The organism is Sphingobium sp. BS19 (assembly GCF_027925545.1).
Taxonomy (GTDB): Bacteria; Pseudomonadota; Alphaproteobacteria; order Sphingomonadales; family Sphingomonadaceae; genus Sphingobium.
In genome coordinates, this window is sequence record NZ_BSEF01000004.1 from 158,131 (window position 1) to 180,343 (window position 22,213).

The 22,213-nt window shown below is 60.9% G+C and carries 23 protein-coding genes and 1 tRNA gene; 9 read left to right on the forward strand and 15 right to left on the reverse strand.

Annotated features, from left to right (window positions below; genetic code table 11):
- Nucleotides 1-31 precede the first annotated feature (31 nt).
- Entirely contained in the window at nucleotides 32-493 is a 462-nt protein-coding gene (locus QMG56_RS05625) for a cupin domain-containing protein (protein ID WP_281821608.1), read from the forward strand.
- Between the two features lie 56 nt (nucleotides 494-549).
- Here QMG56_RS05625 and QMG56_RS05630 read toward each other — a convergent pair whose 3' ends face one another.
- Nucleotides 550-1,986, reverse strand: a complete 1,437-nt coding sequence (locus QMG56_RS05630; RefSeq protein WP_281821609.1) for an FAD-binding oxidoreductase — start codon at nucleotides 1,984-1,986, stop codon at nucleotides 550-552.
- A gap of 74 nt (nucleotides 1,987-2,060) precedes the next feature.
- Between QMG56_RS05630 and QMG56_RS05635 the strand changes: the two genes are divergently transcribed.
- A complete protein-coding gene (locus QMG56_RS05635) occupies nucleotides 2,061-2,489 on the forward strand; it encodes a hypothetical protein (protein WP_309298541.1) in 429 nt (142 codons plus the stop codon).
- A gap of 123 nt (nucleotides 2,490-2,612) precedes the next feature.
- The gene (locus tag QMG56_RS05640; protein ID WP_281821611.1) at nucleotides 2,613-4,064 is read left to right on the forward strand and encodes a DEAD/DEAH box helicase; all 1,452 of its coding nucleotides are present in this window, start codon (nucleotides 2,613-2,615) and stop codon (nucleotides 4,062-4,064) included.
- A gap of 21 nt (nucleotides 4,065-4,085) precedes the next feature.
- Here the strand turns inward: QMG56_RS05640 and QMG56_RS05645 are convergent, their stop codons facing one another.
- Nucleotides 4,086-5,084: an NADP-dependent oxidoreductase gene (locus tag QMG56_RS05645; protein ID WP_281821613.1), complete on the reverse strand. Its 999-nt coding sequence runs from the start codon at nucleotides 5,082-5,084 to the stop codon at nucleotides 4,086-4,088.
- Between the two features lie 116 nt (nucleotides 5,085-5,200).
- Between QMG56_RS05645 and QMG56_RS05650 the strand changes: the two genes are divergently transcribed.
- Nucleotides 5,201-5,276, forward strand: a tRNA-Ala gene (locus QMG56_RS05650).
- Between the two features lie 16 nt (nucleotides 5,277-5,292).
- Here the strand turns inward: QMG56_RS05650 and QMG56_RS05655 are convergent.
- The 8 genes from QMG56_RS05655 to QMG56_RS05690 all read right to left on the reverse strand — a co-directional run bounded on the left by QMG56_RS05655 (nucleotide 5,293) and on the right by QMG56_RS05690 (nucleotide 10,548).
- Nucleotides 5,293-5,829: a type 1 glutamine amidotransferase domain-containing protein gene (locus tag QMG56_RS05655; RefSeq protein WP_281821614.1), complete on the reverse strand. Its 537-nt coding sequence runs from the start codon at nucleotides 5,827-5,829 to the stop codon at nucleotides 5,293-5,295.
- Between the two features lie 81 nt (nucleotides 5,830-5,910).
- Nucleotides 5,911-6,528 (reverse strand): MarC family protein, encoded by a 618-nt coding sequence (locus tag QMG56_RS05660; RefSeq protein ID WP_230187846.1) that lies wholly within the window; start codon nucleotides 6,526-6,528, stop codon nucleotides 5,911-5,913.
- Complete coding sequence (locus QMG56_RS05665) at nucleotides 6,525-7,190, reverse strand: YybH family protein (protein ID WP_375713646.1); 666 nt, start codon at nucleotides 7,188-7,190, stop codon at nucleotides 6,525-6,527. The genes QMG56_RS05660 and QMG56_RS05665 overlap by 4 nt, the downstream gene beginning before the upstream one ends.
- Nucleotides 7,187-8,080, reverse strand: a complete 894-nt coding sequence (folD, locus tag QMG56_RS05670; protein WP_281821615.1) for a bifunctional methylenetetrahydrofolate dehydrogenase/methenyltetrahydrofolate cyclohydrolase FolD — start codon at nucleotides 8,078-8,080, stop codon at nucleotides 7,187-7,189. The genes QMG56_RS05665 and folD overlap by 4 nt, the downstream gene beginning before the upstream one ends.
- Nucleotides 8,077-8,388, reverse strand: a complete 312-nt coding sequence (locus QMG56_RS05675) for a DUF167 family protein (RefSeq protein WP_230187844.1) — start codon at nucleotides 8,386-8,388, stop codon at nucleotides 8,077-8,079. The genes folD and QMG56_RS05675 overlap by 4 nt, the downstream gene beginning before the upstream one ends.
- Entirely contained in the window at nucleotides 8,385-8,684 is a 300-nt protein-coding gene (locus QMG56_RS05680; RefSeq protein WP_281821616.1) for a YggT family protein, read from the reverse strand. Before QMG56_RS05680 ends, QMG56_RS05675 begins: the two co-directional genes overlap by 4 nt.
- A gap of 109 nt (nucleotides 8,685-8,793) precedes the next feature.
- A complete protein-coding gene (gene argB / locus QMG56_RS05685; RefSeq protein ID WP_281821617.1) occupies nucleotides 8,794-9,696 on the reverse strand; it encodes an acetylglutamate kinase in 903 nt (300 codons plus the stop codon).
- A gap of 204 nt (nucleotides 9,697-9,900) precedes the next feature.
- Complete coding sequence (locus tag QMG56_RS05690) at nucleotides 9,901-10,548, reverse strand: queuosine precursor transporter (protein ID WP_281821618.1); 648 nt, start codon at nucleotides 10,546-10,548, stop codon at nucleotides 9,901-9,903.
- Nucleotides 10,549-10,780: 232 nt separating this feature from the next.
- Between QMG56_RS05690 and QMG56_RS05695 the strand changes: the two genes are divergently transcribed.
- Nucleotides 10,781-12,019: a NupC/NupG family nucleoside CNT transporter gene (locus QMG56_RS05695; protein ID WP_230187840.1), complete on the forward strand. Its 1,239-nt coding sequence runs from the start codon at nucleotides 10,781-10,783 to the stop codon at nucleotides 12,017-12,019.
- A gap of 180 nt (nucleotides 12,020-12,199) precedes the next feature.
- On the opposite strand, the gene QMG56_RS05700 is transcribed toward QMG56_RS05695, so the two are convergent.
- The 3 genes from QMG56_RS05700 to purD all read right to left on the reverse strand — a co-directional run bounded on the left by QMG56_RS05700 (nucleotide 12,200) and on the right by purD (nucleotide 14,567).
- A complete protein-coding gene (locus QMG56_RS05700; RefSeq protein ID WP_281821619.1) occupies nucleotides 12,200-12,613 on the reverse strand; it encodes a hypothetical protein in 414 nt (137 codons plus the stop codon).
- A 97-nt stretch (nucleotides 12,614-12,710) separates the two neighbouring features.
- The gene (locus tag QMG56_RS05705) at nucleotides 12,711-13,229 is read right to left on the reverse strand and encodes a hypothetical protein (protein ID WP_230187839.1); all 519 of its coding nucleotides are present in this window, start codon (nucleotides 13,227-13,229) and stop codon (nucleotides 12,711-12,713) included.
- A gap of 60 nt (nucleotides 13,230-13,289) precedes the next feature.
- Nucleotides 13,290-14,567 carry a phosphoribosylamine--glycine ligase gene (purD, locus tag QMG56_RS05710; RefSeq protein WP_281821685.1) on the reverse strand — a complete coding sequence of 426 codons (1,278 nt, stop codon included), beginning with the start codon at nucleotides 14,565-14,567 and terminating at the stop codon, nucleotides 13,290-13,292.
- Between the two features lie 7 nt (nucleotides 14,568-14,574).
- On the opposite strand from purD, the gene xseA reads away from it, so the two are divergent.
- Genes xseA through QMG56_RS05725 form a run of 3 tightly spaced genes read left to right on the forward strand, consistent with a single transcriptional unit; the run spans nucleotide 14,575 to nucleotide 17,166 of the window.
- The gene (gene xseA, locus QMG56_RS05715; RefSeq protein ID WP_281821620.1) at nucleotides 14,575-16,074 is read left to right on the forward strand and encodes an exodeoxyribonuclease VII large subunit; all 1,500 of its coding nucleotides are present in this window, start codon (nucleotides 14,575-14,577) and stop codon (nucleotides 16,072-16,074) included.
- Between the two features lie 16 nt (nucleotides 16,075-16,090).
- Nucleotides 16,091-16,315, forward strand: a complete 225-nt coding sequence (locus QMG56_RS05720; protein ID WP_281821621.1) for a DUF2093 domain-containing protein — start codon at nucleotides 16,091-16,093, stop codon at nucleotides 16,313-16,315.
- Nucleotides 16,312-17,166 (forward strand): M23 family metallopeptidase, encoded by an 855-nt coding sequence (locus tag QMG56_RS05725; RefSeq protein ID WP_281821622.1) that lies wholly within the window; start codon nucleotides 16,312-16,314, stop codon nucleotides 17,164-17,166. Before QMG56_RS05720 ends, QMG56_RS05725 begins: the two co-directional genes overlap by 4 nt.
- Before the next feature lie 4 nt (nucleotides 17,167-17,170).
- Here the strand turns inward: QMG56_RS05725 and QMG56_RS05730 are convergent, their stop codons facing one another.
- A complete protein-coding gene (locus tag QMG56_RS05730) occupies nucleotides 17,171-17,737 on the reverse strand; it encodes a hypothetical protein (RefSeq protein WP_281821623.1) in 567 nt (188 codons plus the stop codon).
- A 378-nt stretch (nucleotides 17,738-18,115) separates the two neighbouring features.
- Between QMG56_RS05730 and QMG56_RS05735 the strand changes: the two genes are divergently transcribed.
- Nucleotides 18,116-21,061, forward strand: coding sequence for a TonB-dependent receptor domain-containing protein (locus QMG56_RS05735; protein WP_230187834.1), 2,946 nt, complete (start codon nucleotides 18,116-18,118; stop codon nucleotides 21,059-21,061).
- A 73-nt stretch (nucleotides 21,062-21,134) separates the two neighbouring features.
- On the opposite strand, the gene QMG56_RS05740 is transcribed toward QMG56_RS05735, so the two are convergent.
- Nucleotides 21,135-22,169 carry a hypothetical protein gene (locus tag QMG56_RS05740; protein ID WP_281821624.1) on the reverse strand — a complete coding sequence of 345 codons (1,035 nt, stop codon included), beginning with the start codon at nucleotides 22,167-22,169 and terminating at the stop codon, nucleotides 21,135-21,137.
- Nucleotides 22,170-22,213: the final 44 nt, after the last annotated feature.

Below are 22,213 nucleotides of genomic sequence, written 5' to 3' on the forward strand. Positions count from 1 at the left end.
GGTGACAGCGATTGACCAGATGGAGCGCCACATGCCCAAGATCGACCTCGATGCTCTCCCGCAGGCTAACCGTACCGGCTATCCGGCCGAATTTGCCGATGCGGTGGCCGGTCGCTGGTATCGGCGGCTCGCGCCCGCCACAGGCCTGACCGAATTCGGGATGAGCCATGTGGTCCTGAAACCCGGCGCATGGTCCGCGCATCGCCACTGGCATGTCGAGGAAGACGAAGTCGTCATCATGCTGGCGGGCGCAGCCGTGCTGATCGACGACAATGGCCGAACGGACATGCGCCCCGGCGACGTGGCGGTCTTCCCGAAGAACGACGGCAACGGCCATCACCTCGTCAACGAAAGCGACAGCGACTGCACCTTCATCGCCATCGGCCGCCCCGCGGAGGGCGAATGTCACTATCCCGATATCGACATGCACATCGGCCCCGATGGACGCTATCGCCGCAAGGATGGTACGGCGTTTGAGCAGGCATCAGGTTAAAAGGCGCGGTGTACGTACACATCTGTACGTACAAACGATAAATTTTACGTGTCGGGTTATTCGCCGGCCATCGGCACCAGCTTGCCCGGATTCATGATCCCCTTGGGGTCGAATGCTGCCTTGATGGCGCGGAGCGACGCCAGATGGGCGGGGCTGGAGAGGCGCGCAAGTTCGGTGCGCTTCATCTGTCCGATGCCATGTTCGGCAGAAATCGATCCGCCGGACGCCACCACCGCATCGTGGACGAAGGCATTGATGGTTGCGCCTTCCGCGGCGATCCACGCCGGGCCGTCGGTCGTGTCTTTGGGTGCACGGACATGGAAATGGACATTGCCATCCCCCAAATGCCCGAAGGACGACGCCGTCGTGCCGGGAAAGCGCGCTTCCGCTGCGGCTGCTGTGTCGATCATGAATGCGGGCATCCGCGCCACGGGCACGCTAACATCATATTGCAACGCCGGACCCTGCGCCCGCTCGGACTCGGATAGCGACTCCCGAATCCGCCAGAAGGCTTCCGCCTGCGCTTCGTTGGCGGCGATGGCTGCATCCTTGGCAAGTCCCGTCTCCAGCCCTTCGGCCAGCGCCGCTTCCAGTTGCTCGGTGGCCGACGGCGTCTGCACATCGGGCAGGTCGACTTCGATCAGCACATGCCAAGGCGTCCGCGTGTCGATGGGGCAGCGGGTGGCGGGAATGTGGGAGAGGACATGGCCCAGCCCGTCGTCGGCAATCACCTCGAACCCCTCGACGATATTCCCCAGCCGCGTTTCCAGAAGGCGCAGCAGCGCCAGCGCGTCCTGCGGGCTGTCCACCCCGATCCAGCCGACGGCCCGGTCGGCAATGGCAGGGACGAGGCGCAGCGAGGCCGCAGTGACGATGCCGATGGTCCCCTCTGCACCGACCAGCAACTGCTTGATGTCATATCCGCGATTGTCTTTTTTCAGCGCGGCCAGCCCGTCGAATATGCTTCCGTCAGGCAGGACCGCTTCGATCCCTTCGACCAGGGCCCGCATCGTCCCGTGGCGCAGAACCTGCGTACCCCCGGCATTGGTCGACACCAGCCCGCCGATCGTCGCCGATCCCTTCGCGCCCAAACTCAGCGGAAAGCGCCGGCCGATCCCCTCGGCGGCATCGTGCAGCACCGACAGAATCACCCCCGCTTCGCACACCGCCAGATTATCGTCTGATGAGATGCTGCGAATCGCGTTCATCCGGCGCAGCGACAGGATCAGCGCGCTTCCGTCCATCGGCGGCGTCGCGCCCCCGACCATCGATGTGTTCCCCCCCTGCGGCACCAGCGCGATGCCCAGTTCGGACGCCAGCGTCATGCACGCGGCAACCTCCTGCGTGCTGGCAGGCGACAGCATCGCTACGGCATGGCCATGATATCGCCCGCGCCAGTCGGTCAGCCACGGCGCGATATCGTCGGCATCGTCGGTAAAACCCTTGGGGCCGAGCAGGGCCGCAAAGCGCGAAAGGCTATCGGAAGAAATCATAGACTCGTTATGCCCCGGAATTCATCGGTTGTTCAACCGCCGCTGCGTAGGGCATGATATTCCCCAGGGGGACTATGTTGTTTCATTCTGCCATTGCCTTGTTATTGGCCCCGGTCGGTGCGCCTGTCGAATTCGCTCAGCTTAGAATCGAGCAGCGGGTGATCATTCGTGTGCCTCTCGTTCGTCAGCCGCGCGCAGGCCAACCGACTCCGCCCCCTGAGCCTCAGGAGTGGGATGAGAAGAAAGGGCCGCGCTGTGTCGCGATCAAGTCGGTGCGTTCCGCGGCCTTGGGTGGGCGCAACAGCGTCGACCTGATCCTGTCGAACAATCAGCGTTTTCGCGCGCGTTTCGGCAAACAATGCCGGGCAGCGGATTTCTACGCTGGCTTCTATATCGAACCGACCGACGATGGATCGCTTTGCGCGGGGCGGGACTATATTCAGGCGCGCAGCGGCCTGACATGCGAAGTGGAGAGTTTCAAACGACTGGTCCCGGAGCGATAGAATAGCGTAGGATCGGGCGTCGCAGCCCGGATTTTCTTGACAATCGGCCACTATTTCCGCATTGGCCAGCCAGCTTTGACCGGGCCCGCACACTCGCGTGGCCCTCTTATTCCGGACATATGAATGAATTTTGCCGATCTCGGCCTATCCGATGAATTGTTAAGGGCGGTCACAGAGGCCGGCTACGACACCCCGACGCCTATTCAGGCGCAGGCTATTCCGTCCGTGCTGATGATGAAGGACATCGTCGGCATTGCCCAGACGGGCACGGGCAAGACGGCCAGCTTCGTGCTGCCGATGATCGACATCCTGGCGCATGGCCGCAGCCGCGCGCGGATGCCGCGTTCCCTGATTCTTGAGCCCACGCGTGAACTCGCTGCGCAGGTTGCCGAGAATTTTGAGAAGTACGGCAAATATCACAAGCTTTCGATGGCGCTCCTTATCGGCGGCGTGTCGATGGGCGATCAGCTTGCGGCGCTTGAAAAGGGCGTGGACGTATTGATTGCGACGCCGGGCCGCCTGATGGACCTGTTCGGTCGCGGCAAGATCATGCTCAACGGCTGCTCGCTACTCGTCATCGACGAAGCCGACCGTATGCTCGACATGGGCTTCATCCCCGATATCGAAGAAATCTGCACCAAGCTGCCTGCCCAGCGGCAGACGCTGCTGTTCTCCGCAACGATGCCGCCGGTTATCAAGAAGCTGGCCGACAAGTTCCTCTCGAACCCCAAGTCGATCGAAGTGGCGCGGCCCGCGTCCGCCAGCATCAACATCACCCAGTGGCTGGTGAAGGTCGAATCGCGCAAGAAGCGCGACATGATCGCCCACATGCTCAAGGCCGAGGATGTGACCAACGCGATCATCTTCTGCAACCGCAAGACCACTGTCCGCGACTTGAACAAGACGCTGCAAAAGAGCGGCGTGCGGTCGGGCGAAATTCATGGCGACATGGATCAGGGGTCCCGCATCGCCGAACTGGATCGGTTCAAGCGCGGCGACGTGAACGTCCTCGTCGCGTCGGACGTTGCTGCTCGCGGTTTGGATATCAAGGGCGTCAGCCATGTGTTCAACTATGACGCGCCCTGGCATCCCGACGATTACGTCCATCGCATCGGCCGCACCGGCCGCGCCGGGGCAACCGGCGTTGCCTACACCTTCGTCACGCCGGAAGACGCCGAGGCGCTGGACAATATCCAGAAACTAATCGGTACGAAAATCCCGATCTTCGGCGGTGAAAAAGCCGCCGCCGTTGCTGCCGAGGTCGATGGCGAAGATGCGCCTGCCGCGCCCGCCAAGAGCAGACGCGCGCGCAAGCCTGCCGCCAAAAGCGAGAAGCCCCAGGCTGCTCCGAAAGCCGAGCCCAAAGCCGAACCTGTATTGGCGACGGAGTCCGAACCGGTCATCGCTGCGCCGCGCACCGAAGCACGTCCGGCTCCCGCACCCCGCGCTGAGCCGCGCCGCGATGCGCCACCGTCGCGTCGTCGCGATACCAATCAGGATGACGGTCCCGACGACGGCTGGAACGGCCCGATGCCGGACTTCCTGGCTTTCGGGTTTAACAGCAGCGCCGCTTAAAACAGCGCTGCCGTCAAACGGTCAAAGCCTGACCAGCATCTTGCCCATGTTGGCGCCGTTGAACAGGCCCAGAAAAGCCTCCGGTGTCCGCTCCAGCCCGTCATAGACGGTCTCGTGCGACACCACTTGCCCGGCCTTTATCATCTCTCCCATGTCCGCCTGAAAAGCGGGCAGGTCCGCCATATGATCGGAATAGAGAAAACCGGCGATGCGGATGCGGTTGATGATGATGAGGTTCGCGAACTTCAGCGTCAGTGGCGTGCCGCTATTATACCCGTCGATCATGCCGCAAATGGCAAAGCGCGCATCCTTGGTCGACATGGCCAGCGCCGCATCCAGATGATCGCCACCGACATTGTCGAAATACACGTCGATCCGGCCGCCCACGTCGCGGGTCGCTGCACGCAACTGGTCCAGCACCGGACCGGCGCGGTAGTCGATCATTGCGTCCGCCCCCAGTTGCTTGACCCAGGCGCATTTGTCCGGACCGCCGGCCGATCCAATGACCGTCATGCCCTTGGCCTTCGCGATCTGCACCGCCACCGATCCGACTGCGCCTGCCGCTGCCGACACGAACACCCGGTCGCCTGCCTTTGCCTGCGCGATCTTCAGCAGACCGATCCACGCCGTTGCGCCGGTCAGCCCCATGATGTGCAACCACGATTCGACTGGCAGGTCGCTCTGCGGCAGTTTCACCGGCGTCAGGCCCGCATCGACGATTGCTTCATCGCGCCAGCCGCCCATGTGCAGCACCCGGTCACCTACGGCAAAGCCGCCGTTCCGGCTCTCGATCACTTCGCCCAGCGCGCCGCCGGTCATCGGCGCATCGATTTCGAACGGCGGGACATAGCTTTTAATGTCGTTCATCCGCCCGCGCATATAGGGATCGACCGACAGCCAAAGGTTGCGGACGCGGATTTCCCCTTCGGCCAGCGCGCGGTCGTCAATCGCCTTCAGCGCGAAATTGTCCTGCGTCGGCAGACCTTGCGGGCGGCTGGTCAGGCACCATGCACGGGCCATAAACGTCTCCTTTGATCGTAACTGTGAGCGCGCTTTATCTTAGCACGACCCGGCTATTCCATTGCAGGAAAAGGGCGTTGCAACGCCGCATCGCCCCGCTTATAGCCAAACGCGTTGGGGCCGTAGCTCAGTTGGGAGAGCGCGTCGTTCGCAATGACGAGGTCAGCGGTTCGATCCCGCTCGGCTCCACCAACCTCGCCAATATAAACTACGACTTTACAGCCGCGACGATAGCCTTGTTGAAGGCCGGGATGTCATCCGGGTTGCGGCTGGTGATGAGGTTGCCGTCGATGACCACTTCCTGATCGACGACCTGCGCGCCTGCATTGCGCAGATCGGTGCGGATCGATGGCCAGGATGTTACCTTGCGCCCATCCAGCACATCGGCTTCGGCAAGCAATGACGGCGCATGGCAGATGGCCGCTACCGTAGCATCGCGGTCGAAGAACGCCTGGATGATATCGATGGCGTCCTTTTCCATCCGCAGCGTGTCGGGATTGGCCACGCCGCCGGGCAGGACGAGCATATCGTAATCGTCCGGCTGCACGTCGGCCAACACGATATCTGGCGTGATCGTGTCGCCTTTCTCGTCATGCTCCATGCCCTGGATCGGGTCGAGCGCAACGGACGCCAGCGTAACGTCATAGCCAGCGTCGAGAAGGGCCTTGCGCGGTTCGAACAATTCGGACTGCTCGAAGCCGTCGGTCGCCATGATCAAAACCTTGGCGGGTGTCTGGTCTGTCATATCTGCTCCTGTCTTTGGATGCAGAGGTAACAGGTCGGCGGGATAGCTGTTCCAACCGGCACCGAAAAATTCACGGCGTTGTCAGAAACTCGCCTTCAATCCGTCGATCACGAATTGCGCCGCCAGCGCCGCCAGCAACACGCCCAGCAACCGCGTGATAACCGCTTCGATCTTCTTGCCGAGCAAGTTCATCAGCGGCCCTGCAGCCACCAGCGCGACCAGCATCATAAGCAGCACCGTGGCCAATGCGCCAAGCACGACCATCCGCTCGCTCAGACCGTTCGCCCGCGCCATCAGCAGCATGACGGTGGCGATCGATCCCGGCCCGGCGATCATCGGCATGGCCATCGGGAAGACCGACACGTCCTCGATCTCCGGCGTATCGGCGATCTTCTGCGCGCGGTCCTCACGGCGTTGGGTGCGCTTTTCGAAAACCATGTCCATTGCTATCAGGAACAGCATGATGCCGCCCGCTATACGGAAGCTGTTGAGGTCGATCCCCAGCACGCCCAGCAGTTGCTTGCCCCAGATCGCAAAGACCAGCAGGATGCCGGTCGCGATCACGACCGCGCGGATCGCCATCGACCGCCGCTGCAGGTCGCTCGCGCCGCTGGTCACGCTGGCGTAGATCGGTGCGCAACCGGGCGGATCGATCACCACGAACAGCGTGATGAAAGCGGATATGAACAATTCCATCATGATGCCGGGGCCGCCACGTCGTTAATCAAGGCCTCTTCATAGGCAGCATTGTTCATAAGGGAAATGGTGATGCGGCGCGATTTGTCGGCACGCACTTCGGTTGTCCATTTCAGGCTGCCGTCTTCGGACGCACCGATGCCCGGTGTGGCGACCGGCTTTACGTCCGCAGCAGGCGGTGGCGGCGGACGCATCCCGCGCGGACAGATCGCAAGCCGCGTCGCTATGAAATCGGGCGCAGGGGGCGGCGCGGCCACGGCATCGCCATGATCGAGCACCCATTTCCAGCGGCCCTTTTCGTCGCGCCGCCAGATCGTCGTGAAATAGCCTTGGGTGCCATCGGGCTGCTGCCAGCGTCCGGTGGTGACGCCGATGCTACCGTCGCACGACATCAGCACCTTTTCCGGCTGCCACTTGACCGAAGCGGGCGGATCCTTGCGGCCTTTCAGCCAGGCTTGCGCGTTCACCATGTCCGGCACGAACATCACGGCATCCTTGGCGGCGGTCTCGCGAAAGGCGGTCCATTGCCCCTTGTCCTGTGCCAGCCGATTGAACGCGATCTCTGCGGCGACGACAGCGCTGGGGTTGGCGGACAGGCGCATCGGCGGCTTCGCAGCCTGCGCCCCGCCCGCCATCAGCACCAGCGCCAGAGCGATACGCTTCACAAGCCTTCAGGCGCAGCCAGGCCCAGCCGCGCATGGGCCGCCACCAAAGTATTGCGCAACAGCACCGCAATCGTCATCGGCCCCACGCCACCCGGCACCGGCGTAATCGCGCGCGCGTGGAGGATCGCTTCAGCCGTCGCCACATCGCCGACGATCTTGCTCTTGCCCTCTTCTGCTGCCGGAACGCGATTGATGCCCACGTCGATCACGGTCGCGCCCGGCTTGATCCATTCGCCCTTCACCATTTCCGCGCGCCCGACGGCGGCGACCACGATATCGGCGCGATGCACGACGGAGGCGAGATCGCGCGTCTTGCTGTGCGCGATGGTAACGGTGCAGCTTTCGTTGAGCAGCAACTGCGCCATCGGCTTACCGACAATGTTCGACCGCCCGATGACCACCGCTTCCAGCCCGGAAAGATCGCCCAACTCGTCCTTCAGCAGCATCAGGCAACCCAGCGGCGTGCAGGGGACCATGCCCGGCTCGCCCACCGCCAGCTTGCCGCTGTTGATGACATGAAACCCGTCGACATCCTTGTCCGGGTTGATTGCCGCGATAACAGCCGCTTCGTCGATATGCTTGGGCAGGGGCAGTTGTACGAGAACGCCGTCGATCCGGTCGTCGCCGTTCAGTTCTTCGACCAGCTCCAGCAACTCGTCCGCACCGATGGTGGCGGGCCGCTTGAACTCGAAACTCTCCATGCCCGCTTCGACCGTCATCTTGCCCTTGTTGCGGACATAGACGCTGCTCGCCGGATCTTCGCCGACCAGCACGACGGCCAGCCCCGGCTTGCGACCCTGCGACGCCACGAAAGCCTCGACCCCCAGCGCAACCCGCGCGCGCAATTGCGCTGCAAAAGCCTTGCCGTCGATAGTCCTGCCGATCGTCATATCTCGTCCATCAGTTGAGAGAGGCGCGCGATGCAGTCCGCGCCGCCGGTTATCCGCAGCCGCTTTAGACGGTTGGTGTCACCCGCTTCCAGTGAAATCGCCCCGGCGGGGATTTTGAGTGTCTTCGCCAGCAAGCCAATCAGCGCAGCATTGGCCTTTCCCTTTTCGGGCACCGCGCGCACCATTGCCTGCAACCAGACTGCGCCATGTTCGTCGGTGCGAAGGCCTTTGAAGCCCTCAGAGGCACTGCGCGGCGTCAGGCGAACGGCCAGAACAATGCCGTCACCATCCTGCCGCCAGGGGATCATCCCACGATAAGCGGGTTGAAGATCGCTGGCAAAATAACCCGCTGCAGAATATAGACGGCCAGCAACACAACCATCGGCGACAGGTCGAGCGCACCCAGATCGGGCAGTATCTTGCGGATGGGGCGATAGATCGGCTGCGTCATGCGGTCGAGTGCATAGAGCGCGTTACGCACGAAGTCGTTGTAGGTGTTGATCACGTTGAACGCGATCAGCCACGACAGGATCGCCTGAATCACGATGATCCACCACACCACGTTCAGCAGGATGTTCAGGATCTGATAGATGACGAGGGCCATGCGGTCTCCGATATGAACTTGCGTGCGCCAATCGGCGTGTTGCTTGTTGCTTTACGCGACGGGGCATCATCGGGGCAAGCGTGGCCCCCGATTATTCCACCAACGCCTGTTATGCGCGCACCAATGTCCCTGCGCCGCGCTTGGTAAAGATTTCCAGCAGCATGGCATGCGGCACGCGCCCGTCGAGGATGACGGCAGCATCCACGCCCGCTTCGACCGACAGGACACAGGTTTCCAGCTTGGGGATCATCCCGCCGGAAATCGTCCCGTCGCCTTGCAAAACCTTGATCTGCTCCGGCGTCAGGTCCGTCATCAAATCGCCTGCCTTGTCCAGCACACCCGGCACATCGGTCAGCAGGAACAGGCGCGCCGCGCCCAGCGCTGCCGCTACTGCGCCCGCCATCGTGTCTGCGTTGATGTTGTACGTCGCGCCATCCTCACCGATGCCGATGGGGGCGATCACCGGGATCATCCCTGCATTGCTGATCGTGTCGAGGATCGTCGTGTCGATATGGCTGGGCTCGCCGACAAAGCCCAGGTCGACCGCCTGTTCGATCAGGCTGTCAGGATCCTTGCGCGTCCGCTGGACCTTGGTGGCCTTCACGAAGCCGCCATCCTTGCCCGAAATGCCGACCGCGCGGCCGCCCGCTTGCCCTATCCAGTTGACCAGTTCCTTGTTGATCGCGCCAGAAAGCACCATTTCGGCAACCTTGGCGGTTTCCGCGTCCGTCACGCGCAACCCGTCGACGAAGCTGCTTTCGACGCCCAGCTTCTTCAGCATCGCGCCGATCTGCGGCCCGCCGCCATGCACGACCACCGGGTTGATGCCGACCGCCTTCATCAGCACCACGTCCTCGGCAAAGTCGCGCGCCAGTTCCGGGTCGCCCATCGCATGGCCGCCATATTTTACCACGAACGTCTTGCCCGCATAACGCTGCATATAGGGCAGCGCTTCGGTCAGCGTCTCGGCTTTGGCCAGGAGTTCGGGTGCGGGATCGTGCTTGCTGCTCATGCCCGCGCGCATAAGCGAAAGGGGGGCAGGGGGCAAGGATTGAGGATGGTCCCCAAATCCACGTCATCCCCGCGTAGGCGGGGATCCATCTCCCAAAATCAGATCAAGATGAGAAGGCCGGAGATGGATTCCCGCCTTCAGCCATTGGCTGAAGTTTATCCTGAGCTTGTCGAAGGGCGGGAATGACAATGCATCAAACTACTCTCAGCCCGGCGCGTCCAGCTTCCGCCCAATCCACACCACCAGCGAAATCAACGGCGGCACCAGCACGATCGACAGGACTATCTTCGCCACCATCTGCCCCGCCATCAATTCCATGATCGGCCGCTCTCCATAAAAGGAAATGGTGATGAACAGCAGCGTGTCGATCACCTGCGATATGATGCTCGCGGTCATGCCGCGCAGCCAGACGAGCTTGCCCTTGCCCCGCGACAGCTTGGCGAAGATGAGGACGTTAAGTGTCTGCGAAATGCCATAGGATATCAGCCCCGCCAGCATCATCCGCGCGCCTTGTCCAACCACGATGGGGAAGGCGTCGACGGCAGGCGGATACATGCCCGCATCATGGGGCAGGGCAATGACAAGCTGGATCAGCAGAGCCGACATGATTAGCGGAATGAACCCCAGCCTGACCAGTGAAGTCGCGATTTTCTGCCCATGCAGTTCGGCCACTGCGCTGGACAGAATGACGAGTTGCAGGAACGCGAAGATTCCCGCCTCCACCGCCAGCGGCCCCAGTGCGACTTGCTTCACCCCCAATATCCCCGCCGTGCAGGTCATGCCCCCGTACAAGACAGAGAAGACGAACAAGGAACGCGGGATGGAAGCGGGAGCGGTGGATGCACTGGTCATCGCCCTTCTCATATCGCCTTTTGCAAAAAGGGGAAGACGGGCTTCATTCATTGTTCCCCGGCGAAAGCCGGGGTCCAGGAGTCGCGCGCGCAGTGCTATGACTCCCTGGACCCCGGCTTTCGCCGGGGAACAATACCCATCGCCGTATAACACCCTAGCCCCCCGCCAAACCGCGTGTATAAACATCGGTTGGCTCCCGCGCCTGTTTGCCCACGCCTGTTTGAAAGCATCCATGACCAGATTTCTGATCGGCCTGGCCGGTATCGCCCTGATCCTCGGCATTGCCATCGCTTTTTCTTCCAACCGGCGGGCCATCCGGCTGCGTGTCGTGGGGGCCGCTTTTGCGCTGCAGACCGGCATCGCGCTGCTCGTCCTCTATGTCCCTGCGGGCAAGGCGGTCATCGCGGCCATGTCCAAAGGCGTCGCCAATCTATTGGGCTATGCGCAGGCAGGGACGGACTTCATCTTCGGCCCGTTGGCGCGGCCCGACATCGGCGGGGCCAGCTTCGCCATCGCCGCGCTGCCGGTCATCATCTTCTTCGCCAGCCTCGTCTCGATTCTCTATTATATCGGCCTGATGCAGCTCATCGTGCGCTGGGTCGGCGGCGCGATTCAGAAGGTGATCGGCGTGTCGAAGGTCGAATCGCTCTGCGCGGCGGCCAATATCTTCGTCGGGCAAAGCGAAAGCCCGCTGGTGATCCGCCCCTATCTCGCTGGCCTTACCCCCGCACAGCTTTTCACCGTGATGACATCGGGCATGGCGGGCGTCGCCGGGACGATCCTTGCCGCTTATGCCTCGATGGGGATCAAGATCGACTATCTCCTCGCCGCCAGCTTCATGGCCGCGCCCGGCGGCATCCTGATGGCCAAGATCATGATGCCCGACAATCCCGAAGACCCTCAGGTCGATCCGGTGATCCTGCCCGAAGGCAGCCATGATGAGGAACGCCCCGCCAACATCATTCAGGCGGCGGCACAGGGCGCACAGACCGGCGTGAAGCTGGCCGTCGCGGTCGGCGCGATGGTGCTTGCGTTTGTGGCGCTGGTGGCGCTCGCCAATGGGTTGCTCGGTGGGATCGGCGCGTGGTTCGGCTATCCGACGCTCAGCTTTCAGCAGATATTGGGCTATCTCTTCTCGCCGATCATGTATCTCCTCAACATTCCGTGGACGGAGGCACAGGTGGCAGGTGGCCTGTTCGGGACGAAGGTCGTGCTGAACGAATTTGTCGCCTACATCCAGCTCGGCACGGTGCAGGAAACGCTGGCCCCCGCCACGGTCGCGATCATCACCTTCGCGCTCTGCGGCTTTGCGAATTTCAGCTCGATCGCAATCCAGATGGCAGTGACCGGCAACCTCGCCCCCAATCAACGCCCGATGATCGCGAAGCTGGGCCTAAAGGCGCTGGTCGCCGGCAGCCTCGCCAACCTGATGAGCGCCGCGCTGGCCGGATTGATGCTCAGCCTGCGGTGATTGCGGCGGGGTGGCGGCTCTTCTCAGCCGCTCACACCCATTCCCATACGTCATCCTGAACTCGCTTCAGGATCCATCCCGCCACGCGCGACAAGTTATGAGCCGATAAATGGATGCTGAAACAAGTTCAGCATGACGGAGGTGGAGTGTCTGACCTTCCATCAGCGATAATTGCAAATACTACCATATTTCTTTATCTTCGAATGCCCGACTCGCGTTGATGACAACCAAACCTAAATCGTCCAGTCGCTGCCAACCCTCTTTAAGCTCTTCGAGACTGAGCGTGCGGGCGGTGTCCTGACCTTTGCGCTGCTTGCGTTTCAGTATGTATTCTTGGTCGGGTCCAGTTCCTGCCCAAAAGCCATGAACAATATCATGGCGAAGTCCACGGAGTGGTATACACGCGACGAGCACGTCACGGAGATACGGCGTTGCGACATGGTCGTCGCCAAGAGCATTGATGGTATCAGTAAGTTCGGTTTCGTAAGCTAATATCTGCCCGTCTAGCAGCTTGTTTCGCAAAGTTTCGTAGTCGACATTTCGAATGCGCGCTAGCATATCGGCCAACATTCGTTCGTGCTTGGCCCAAGTCATCACGAACTGTCCTACATACCAAGGGACAGCCATGATGGCGACTTGAGCTTTTGGAAGCCCAGGAAAGAGTTCTTCAAAAATTATAACGATTGCTCCCCTACAGCTTCCCGTACTTCGCTTCGAACCCAGCCACATCGCCCGCAGCCAGATACTTCGCCTGATCGACCCAATGATCGCGCACGGGCCGACCCTTGAAGTTGCCAAGCCGCGCATCGACCGCAGCGAGATCGGCATCGGTCCACGCCGCGATCTGACCAAAGCGCGTCACGCCCAGTTCGTTGAGCAGCGTCACCAGCTTGGGACCGACGCCTTTCAACTGGATAAGGTTATCGGACGCTTCGCCCGCCGTAACCGGCGCAGTCGCTGCGCTGGGGACGACAGCATCCGCAATCACCGCTTCGGGCACGGGCGTCACCGGCATGGGATCGACGACGGCGGGCGGGACGGCGGTCACGACTACCGGCGGCGGGGCCACTTCGCGCACCGGTTCGATGGGCGGCGCCGATGCCGCAGGCGCATCGCTGCCCGACTTGCGCGACAGCAGATATACGACCGCGATCAGCACCAGCAGCGCGATCACCAGCCACAGGCCATAGGTCGTCAGAAAATCGTTCATGCTTTCAGCCTCCTGTTCGCACCGGCATATGGGCACCCACCGCTTTATGCCAGCGGGCTATTACAGTCCTTCGCGTTCCACTTCGCGCCAGCCAATATCCCGCCGACAAAAACCGGTAGGGAAATCGATGGCATCGAGCGCGGCATAAGCGGCAGCCTGTGCCGCGCGGACGGTCGCGCCACTTGCGGTGACGTTCAGCACGCGCCCACCATTGGCGACAAGCGTATCGCCCGCCAGCGCAGTGCCCGCATGAAACACCTTCGCGCCCTGCGCCTCGGCCGCATCGATCCCCGCGATCGCGCCACCCTTTTCGGGCGTGCCGGGATAGCCCTTGGCCGCCATCACGATGGTCAGCGCCGGATCGGACGACAATGTCACTGTCCCCAGTTCGGCCAACGTCCCTTGCGCCACCGCGAGCAGCAGTGTGACCAGATCGTCCTGCAACCGCATCATCAGAACCTGACATTCCGGGTCGCCGAAACGCGCATTATATTCGATCAGCTTCGGCCCCGTCGGCGTCAGCATCAATCCGGCATACAGCACCCCGCTATAGGGCATCCCCTCCGCTGCCATCGTCGCGACGGTCGGCTTGATGATCTCCTCGATCACCCGCGCCTCCAGCGCAGGGGTCAGAACGCGGGCGGGGCTATATGCGCCCATGCCCCCGGTATTGGGTCCGGTGTCATTGTCGCCGACGCGCTTATGATCCTGCGCCGATCCGAAGGGCAGGATGCTGGTGCCGTCGGTCAGTGCAAAGAAGCTCGCTTCCTCGCCCGTCATGAACTCCTCGATCACCACTTCAGCGCCCGCTTCGCCAAAGCTGCCGGAGAACATGTCCTCGATGGCGGCTTCCGCTTCGGCAAAGGTCATCGCAATGATCACGCCCTTGCCCGCCGCAAGCCCGTCCGCCTTGATGACGACCGGCAAACCAAACGGTTCCAGCGCCGCATGGGCATCGGCTTTATTGGTGACGCGCGCATAACCCGCCGTCGGGATATTGGCCCGCGCGCACAGATCCTTGGTAAAGCCTTTCGACCCTTCCAGTTGCGCGGCGAGCTTGGACGGACCGAAGACCGGAATGTCTGCAGCGCGCAGGCTGTCGCCCAGCCCATCGACCAATGGCGCTTCGGGTCCGATCACCACCAGCCCGATGGCATTGTCGGCGCAGAACGCCAGAACGGCGGCATGATCGGTCGGGTCGAGGTCGACCAGCGTGGCATGCTGCGCTATGCCGGGGTTGCCCGGTGCCGCGAACAGCGTATCGCAACGCGGCGATTGCGCCAGCTTCCATGCCAGCGCATGTTCGCGCCCGCCACCGCCAAGCAAAAGGATGTTCATCGCCATCATGTCCCCGGAATATGAGTCTGCCTATGATCCGTCGGGCCGCCTGTTAGCGGAGGATGCGCCGGGCGACAACGCGCCGCCGCTTTCGGTCAGCGAATTGTCCGCGCGGCTGAAGCGCACGGTCGAGGATCGCTTCGGCCATGTGAAGCTGCGCGGCGAGATTTCGGGGTTCAAGCGCGCGGCTTCCGGCCATGTCTATCTGGCGCTGAAGGACGAATCGGCAGTTATTGACGGCGTGATGTGGAAGGGCGGGGCAGGGCGGCTGGCCTTCTCCCCCGCCGACGGGATCGAAGTGATCGCCACCGGCAAGCTCACCACTTATCCGGGACGCTCCAAATATCAGATCGTGATCGAGCGGATGGAGCTGGCGGGCGAAGGCGCGCTGATGCAGTTGCTGGAGAAGCTCAAGCAAAAGCTGGCAGCCGAAGGACTGTTCGCCGCAGAGCGCAAGCAACCGTTGCCCTTCCTGCCCAAAGTGATCGGGGTAGTGACATCGCCGACGGGTGCGGTGATCCGCGACATTCTGCATCGTCTCGCGGATCGCTGCCCCACCCACGTCCTCGTATGGCCAGTGCTGGTGCAGGGCGAGGGCGCAGCAGCCCAGATCGCCAACGCCGTGCGCGGCTTCGATGCAATGCCCGCCAACGGCCCGGTGCCGCGCCCCGATCTTGTAATCGTCGCGCGCGGCGGCGGCTCTATCGAGGATCTTTGGTCGTTTAACGAGGAGATCGTCGTCCGCGCCGTGGCGAACTGCTCGATCCCCATCATCTCGGCAGTGGGCCACGAAACCGACACCACCCTGTGCGACTTCGCAGCCGACGTCCGCGCGCCCACGCCGACCGCTGCCGCTGAAATAGCCGTGCCGGTGCGCGCGGACCTGATCGCGCTGCTCACAGAACAGGGCCTGCGCGCGCAACGGGCCGTCCGCCGCAACGCCGCCCAAGCGCGCGAGCGGCTGGACACGCAAGTGCGCCTGCTTCCCGCGCCCGATGCGCTGCTCGCCATGCAGCGCCAGCGTGCCGACGATCTGGGTGAGCGGCTGGGTCGCGGCCTGCGCCATCGCGTCACCGACGCCCGTGCGGAGTTGGCGGGGAAGGCAGGCGCGCTACGCCCTGCGCTGCTCCGCCAGCGGATCGTGCGTGAAGGGCATCGACTGGACGGATTGCGCCTCCGCCCCGAGTTGCTGACCCGTCGGCTGACCGATGCGACGACCGCGCTGGACCGTATGTGGCGGCTCGCCGCATCGCTCAACCCTGACTTGCCGCTGCAACGCGGCTTCGCGCGCGTCATGGCGCAGGGGCGGCTGGTCCGCAGCCGCACTGACGCCGCGCAAGCGGGCCAAGTCATATTGACCTTTGCCGATGGCCCCATCGATGCAACCGTTGGTGGGGTTGAGCCAGCGCGCGCGACCGATATACTGCCGCCGCCCTCTGCGCCTCGTCCTGCACGCGCGAAATCGCGCGAGACGGGCGCGACGCAGCAGGATCTCTTCTCCTCCTGACCGGACCGAATGACCCATGTTGATGTCGAAAAGCAATCAGCCCGCACGGCTGCATTTCCTGCCCTATAGCTTTCGCGTGCTCAGCCCCGGCGATCATGTGCTGTGCGCCGTTTCGGGCAAGCGCATTGCGTTGGAAGATCTGCGCTATTGGAGTATCGCGCGGCAGGAACCCTATGCGAGCGCGGAATATTCGGTGCAGGCCGAACTGGCGGATCGGAAATCGCGCGGTATGCTTGCATGAGGATATGGGTTGCGGCGCTGTGTTGTATAGCGTCGGTGTTTCCAAGCGGTATCTCCCTGGCGCAATCGAACGTGCGCGGAAATACATCGCCTTTCGATTTCGCGCTGCAGGGAACGGTGATTCAGGGCGGAACTGCCATCGGTATAGCGCCGCAGAATGTGACGTCCCTTACACTCGATGGTCGAGCGATCCCCGTCACCTCCGACGGTCGTTTTCTGATTGCTTTCGACCGAGATGCGCCGCCGACCGCCCAGTTGGTCGCCACCCTAGCCGATGGTCGACCCCTCGCGCAGTCTCTCAACGTCTCCCCCCGCGATTGGCGCATCGAGCGCGTGAACGCGCCCCTGCGTCCCACGCGAAACAGCGAAGCCTTCATGGCGCTCCGGACGCCGGAACTTGCCCGGATCGCCGCCGCGCGAGCAGCTCACAGGGATAGCCAGGGTTGGCGGCAGGCGTTTCTATGGCCCGTGACGGGGCGCATATCCGGCTTGTTCGGCGCCCAGCGTATCTACCGCGGAGAGCCGGGCGCGTATCATGGCGGTGTCGATGTGGCTGCCGTGGCGGGTACGCTTGTCCGTGCGCCAGCCGATGGCGTCGTAACACTCGCTGCCGATCATCCATTCACGCTGGAAGGCAATCTGCTCATGATCGATCACGGCGCAGGCCTGAACAGTGCGTTCCTCCATCTCTCCCGCATCGATGTGGCCGAAGGGCAACATATCGTTCGCGGACAGATCATCGGCGCCGTCGGCGCCACTGGCCGCGCCACCGGTCCGCATATGCATTGGGGCATGAAATGGAACGACGCCCGCATCGACCCGCTACTGTTGGCGGGGCCGATGGGCGAATGAGCGTTTAGCCGACGCGTTTGATGCGGACGCCCCGGCCGCCAATAGTCGCCATAAAACTGCCCATCGCTGCGCGTTTGATCACGATGGGCATATCCACCTTCGGCACGCGGTTAAACAGCTCTTCGGTGGTCTGCCACAACGCGCCATCATCCAGCTTCAGAGCATATCGACCGTTACCCAAGCTCTGGACAGCAGCGATCTTCGCCTCGATCAAAGAGGATTCCGATCGTTTGCCTTCGTCACCATCTCCGCCCAGAAACGGCAAATTGGGTAGCGAAAAGCCGAACAGTGAACGACGCGTTTTGCGCAGCCCTTCCTTGTCCAGCACCACAACTTCGTCATCCTTCGCGGCCTGATCCATCGCTGCGACTTCCTTGTCATAGCACGCCAGACGTGCCGATTCCGTGGCGACCGTACGACAATCGAGCAAACGTGAGAAAATTTCCGGTTTCGGACCGTATTTCGGTGCGGCGGCTTGAACGGGGCCGATGGCCAAGCAAGTAGCAAGAGCCCCAGCACCAAAGGCAAAACGCATCATAAATACTCTCCACAGAATTGTGCTGGCCAGCATGACGAGGAACCTATTCTGAGGCAAGCCACCCTCTCAAGAGATCGACAGTCAGGTTTGTTTCAATATTCCGCGCACCACGAAAATTAACGTGCAGAGCGCGACGTTCATTGGAAACATCCTAACGCTTTTAAAGATTTGATGATGAAGGAGCTATGTGGCAATTATGCTACAATCGCACCTAAAAGCATCACCTTTCCTGAACCTAAGCTTTACAGGGTTTGCGCACCTGCGCAATCTAGGGGCAGCCCGTGTGAAAGTCATGCTGTCGGGTAACTCTGGGCTTGGAGCTATTGGCTTCGGTCCGAAGTTGGTTTTCACACGCAAGCAATAACAGGGCAGGCGAAAATCTGCCTGAACTCCAGAGCAAGGGACTGGATAGTGACCAATATCTCGAAAATCGCGCTTTTGCGCGCAGGCGTAGCGCCGCTCATTATGGGCGCTGCACTTATTTCTATGCCTGTAAGCGCGCAAGAAGCGCCGCAGGCCGCTGACGATGCTGCGTCCACCGATGCGATCGTCGTTACGGGTTCGTTGATCCGCAACCCCAACCTGACGGCGTCCTCGCCTGTCACCGCAATCGGCGAAGCTGAAATTCAGCTCCGTCAGAGCAACACTGCAGAGACGCTGCTGCGTGACATTCCTGGCGTTGTTCCAAGCATCGGTCAGAACGTCAACAACGGTAACAACGGCTTCTCGCTGGTTAACCTGCGTGGCCTCGGCTCCAACCGTAACATCGTTCTGCTTGACGGTCAGCGCATTGCTCCTGCCAACTTCGGCGGCAGCGTCGATCTCAACAACATTCCTGTCGCTCTGGTCTCGCGCGTCGACGTGCTGACCGGTGGCGCTTCGACCACTTACGGTGCGGATGCCATCTCGGGCGTGGTGAACTTCATCACCAAGCGCGATTTTGCTGGCGTCGATCTTCAGGCGAGTGAGCAGATCACCGGCAAGGGTGACGGCAATGTGTTCCGCATGGACCTTACCGTCGGTGCCAACTTCGACGACGGTCGTGGTAACGCTGTCCTGAGCGTAGGTTATCAGGAAGCCGATCCTATCTATCAGGGTGATCGCGACGTGTCCGTTTTCGGCATTTCGTCTAGGACTGGTGTTGCATCGGGTGAATCCTTCACCTCGGTTCCGACCGGTATTTCGACCGACACTGATTTTCAGGTCAGCCCAGATGGTCAATCGCTCGTGCCATTCTATCAGGGCTTTAACTTTAACCCCTATAACATCTTCGTAACGCCGTTCGAACGCTTCAACATTTACGGCGCAGCGCGTTATGAAGTTTCCGACACGGTTGAGGTGTATTCCCGCGCGTTGTTCTCCAAGAACACCGTTGATACGATCATTGCTCCCTCGGGTCTGTTTGGCGTTCCGCTCACGATTCCTGGCAACAATCCCTACTTGCCTGCTGGTATCCGCGATCAGCTTTGCGGCTTTGCAGGTATTCCAACGGGCGCAACGTGCAACACCAATGCTGCCATTCCTCTTCCTGCAGTATATCGCCGTACGGTTGAAGTTGGTCCGCGTATTAGCAGCTACGTCACGCAGATTTTCGACATCAACATCGGCACGAAGATCAAGCTGACCGACAGCCTGAGTCTCGATGTGTACGGTTCGCATGGTGAGAGCGAAAACGTTCAGACCCAGTCGGGCTATGTTCTGAACTCGCGTGTTCAGCAGGCATTGAACGCTACGAACACCGCTTCGTGCATCAACACCGCTAACGCATGTGTACCGCTCAACCTGTTCGGTACGATCTCCCCTGCTCAAGCAAACTTCCTGAATGGTCAAAGCACCATCACGAACAAGTCTTCTCTGTCGCAGGCGCACGCTTTGCTCACCGGCGATTTTGGTTTCAGTTCGCCGGCGGCTTCCGATCCGATCGCGTTTGCTGTCGGTGCGGAATATCGTAACTACAAGGCAGAGCGTATCCCTGATATTCTCGCTCTCGTTCCGGGTGAATTGGGCGGCGCAGGCGGCGCAATCCTTCCGCTGACCGGCGGCTACGACGTTCAGGAATATTTCGGTGAAATCATTGCACCCTTGGTGTCTGACAAGCCTTTCTTCCAGGAACTGACGGCTGAAGGTGGCGTTCGTTATTCGAAATACGCCGTCGATGCTGCTGGCAAGCCTTCGTTTAACGCGACGACATGGAAAGCGGGCCTCACCTGGGCGCCGGTGGACGATATCAAGTTCCGCGGCAACTATCAGCGGGCTGTGCGTGCGCCTAACATCGGTGAACTGTTCGCTCCAGTTGTGACCGGCTTGACCAACTTGCTGGTTGATCCATGTGCTGGTGCAGCGCCAACGACCGACGCCAACCTGCGTGCCATTTGTCTTGCGCAGGGTGCACCTGTTACCTCGATTGGTACAATCCAGAACCCCAGCGCCGGTCAGGCCAACGCAACAGGCGGTGGTGACCCTAACATTCGTCCGGAAAAGGCAAAGACCTTGACGGTCGGTGTAGTGTTGCAGCCGAAGAACTTTGTTAGCGGCCTGACGTTGACGGTCGATTACTACAACATCAAGGTAGACAACGCGATCACGTCGGCCACTCCAGCTGATATCATTGACGCTTGCTTTGGTAACATTACTGCTGCTTCTGCTGCGTCGGCTGCCTGCACGGGCATTCAGCGTAACCGCGCTAACGGTCGCCTGAGCGGAACATCAACGCCAACAGCGCCCATCTTGGGTCTGCCTCAGCCACTGACGAATAACGGCCGTCTGAAAACCGATGGTATTGACCTCATCGTCAACTATCAGAGTGATATGGGCTTTGCGAACCTGGCGTTGAACTTCCAGGGTAACTGGACGAACTCGTCGACGTTCCAGGCTTCGGGTACAGCGTATAATCGCGATTGCGTAGGCTACTTCAGCGCGAACTGCGCATCGATTCAGCCTGAGTTCTCGTTCAATCAGCGCACGACATTGTCGTTCGGTGACGTAGATGTCTCGCTTCTGTGGCGCTATATCCACAAGGTGAAGTATGAAGGCTCCGCCAATGATTTCGTTGCCCGCGGCTTCACCAGTGGAAACCGTACCTTGTTCAACGGCACGATCACCGGTTCGGGTCCGCTGGTAGGCAAGAGCTACAACTTCAACGAAATCAAGGCGTATCACTATTTCGACTTCACGACCCGTATCGGCGTGATGGAGAATTTTGACTTGACGTTGAACGCTTACAACATCTTCGACAAGAAGCCTCCGGTGGTTGGTAACTCGGCCGGTTCGACCGCTTACAACAGCGGCAACACCTATGCGTCGACGTACGACACGGTTGGTCGTCGCTTTGCGATCTCGGGCCGTCTGAAGTTCTGATAAACTGAACAACAAGGAAAAGGGGCGGTTCATGGAACCGCCCCTTTTTTTGTGCTCGCGGGACGCCGCTGCTTTACACGGCTCTGGTTCGTAGGAGACGATTTGATAGAGACAGTGGGACGTCCGCCGTTGCGGCTACGGCTTCTGCCCAAACCATCACCTTATCAATTTCATCGGCATGCAGTGCTTCTCCATTTTTCTGGGTTCTCTCCCGTTGACCGGGGAGAAAGGCGGTGCCCTCTTTGGCGTCACGGTTAAAGGCCTGTTCGATATTCTTTGGGTAACTTTCAGCATTAGCAGCCAAACCGAAAAAAGCTGCACAGGCTTCGACCGCTGTTACGGGGCTTGCGGTCAACTCTTCGCTACATAGAGTCATGACTCTGGACGGCCAACGCGCGGCCAACTGGCTAAACAATTTCTGCTGCGCCAGCCAACCTACCGCCGCAGCTTGCAGATCGGTGTGTCGAAGATAGTCCGGTGGCGAGAATCCCAGATCGACTAACCCGTCCTTCAACTGCAGAGACAGCAATTCTCTCACCCACAAACGCCCCCACATTCCTTTCCGCGCTATCGACGTGAGGAAAGTCCTGAGCGGTGCGTAGAGCAAGATGGCATGAGCGTTGGGTCGCAGGGTCATCATCGCAGCGGCCAAGCCGTTGACGGCATTGGACGGCTTGACGATCACGGCCTCGGTGCCTTCAAATGGCCTGGCGAGTAACCCCAGCGTCGTGGTCAATACTTCTGCAATTTTGGTTGGGTCCCCACCGCGATGGCGCCACCCGACCAGGTCGTTGAGAACGACTGGTTCTTTGAGGCCGGAAGCCGATCCTGATTGATCGAGCGCATTCACCAAAAGAGTGGAACAGCAATATGCCGAATGGAAAATGTAATGCAGCGGACGATGCATATCGATAAGCCCGCTTACATTCGATCTGGCGATAACCAGCGGTTCGGCCGCGCTGCCAATATGTTCATCTGTCAGGAACGGTACGCTTTGGCGATGGGCGCGGTCGACTGACACAAACTGGAAGGCGTCGTGGATCGGATCGAAGCGATGCGCGAGCCATTGAGCGGATAACGGCGGTGTCGGTGTCAAAATTTCAGCCATTCAATCCATGTGCCGCCTTCTCAATATTGCTTCAAGTACGAGCG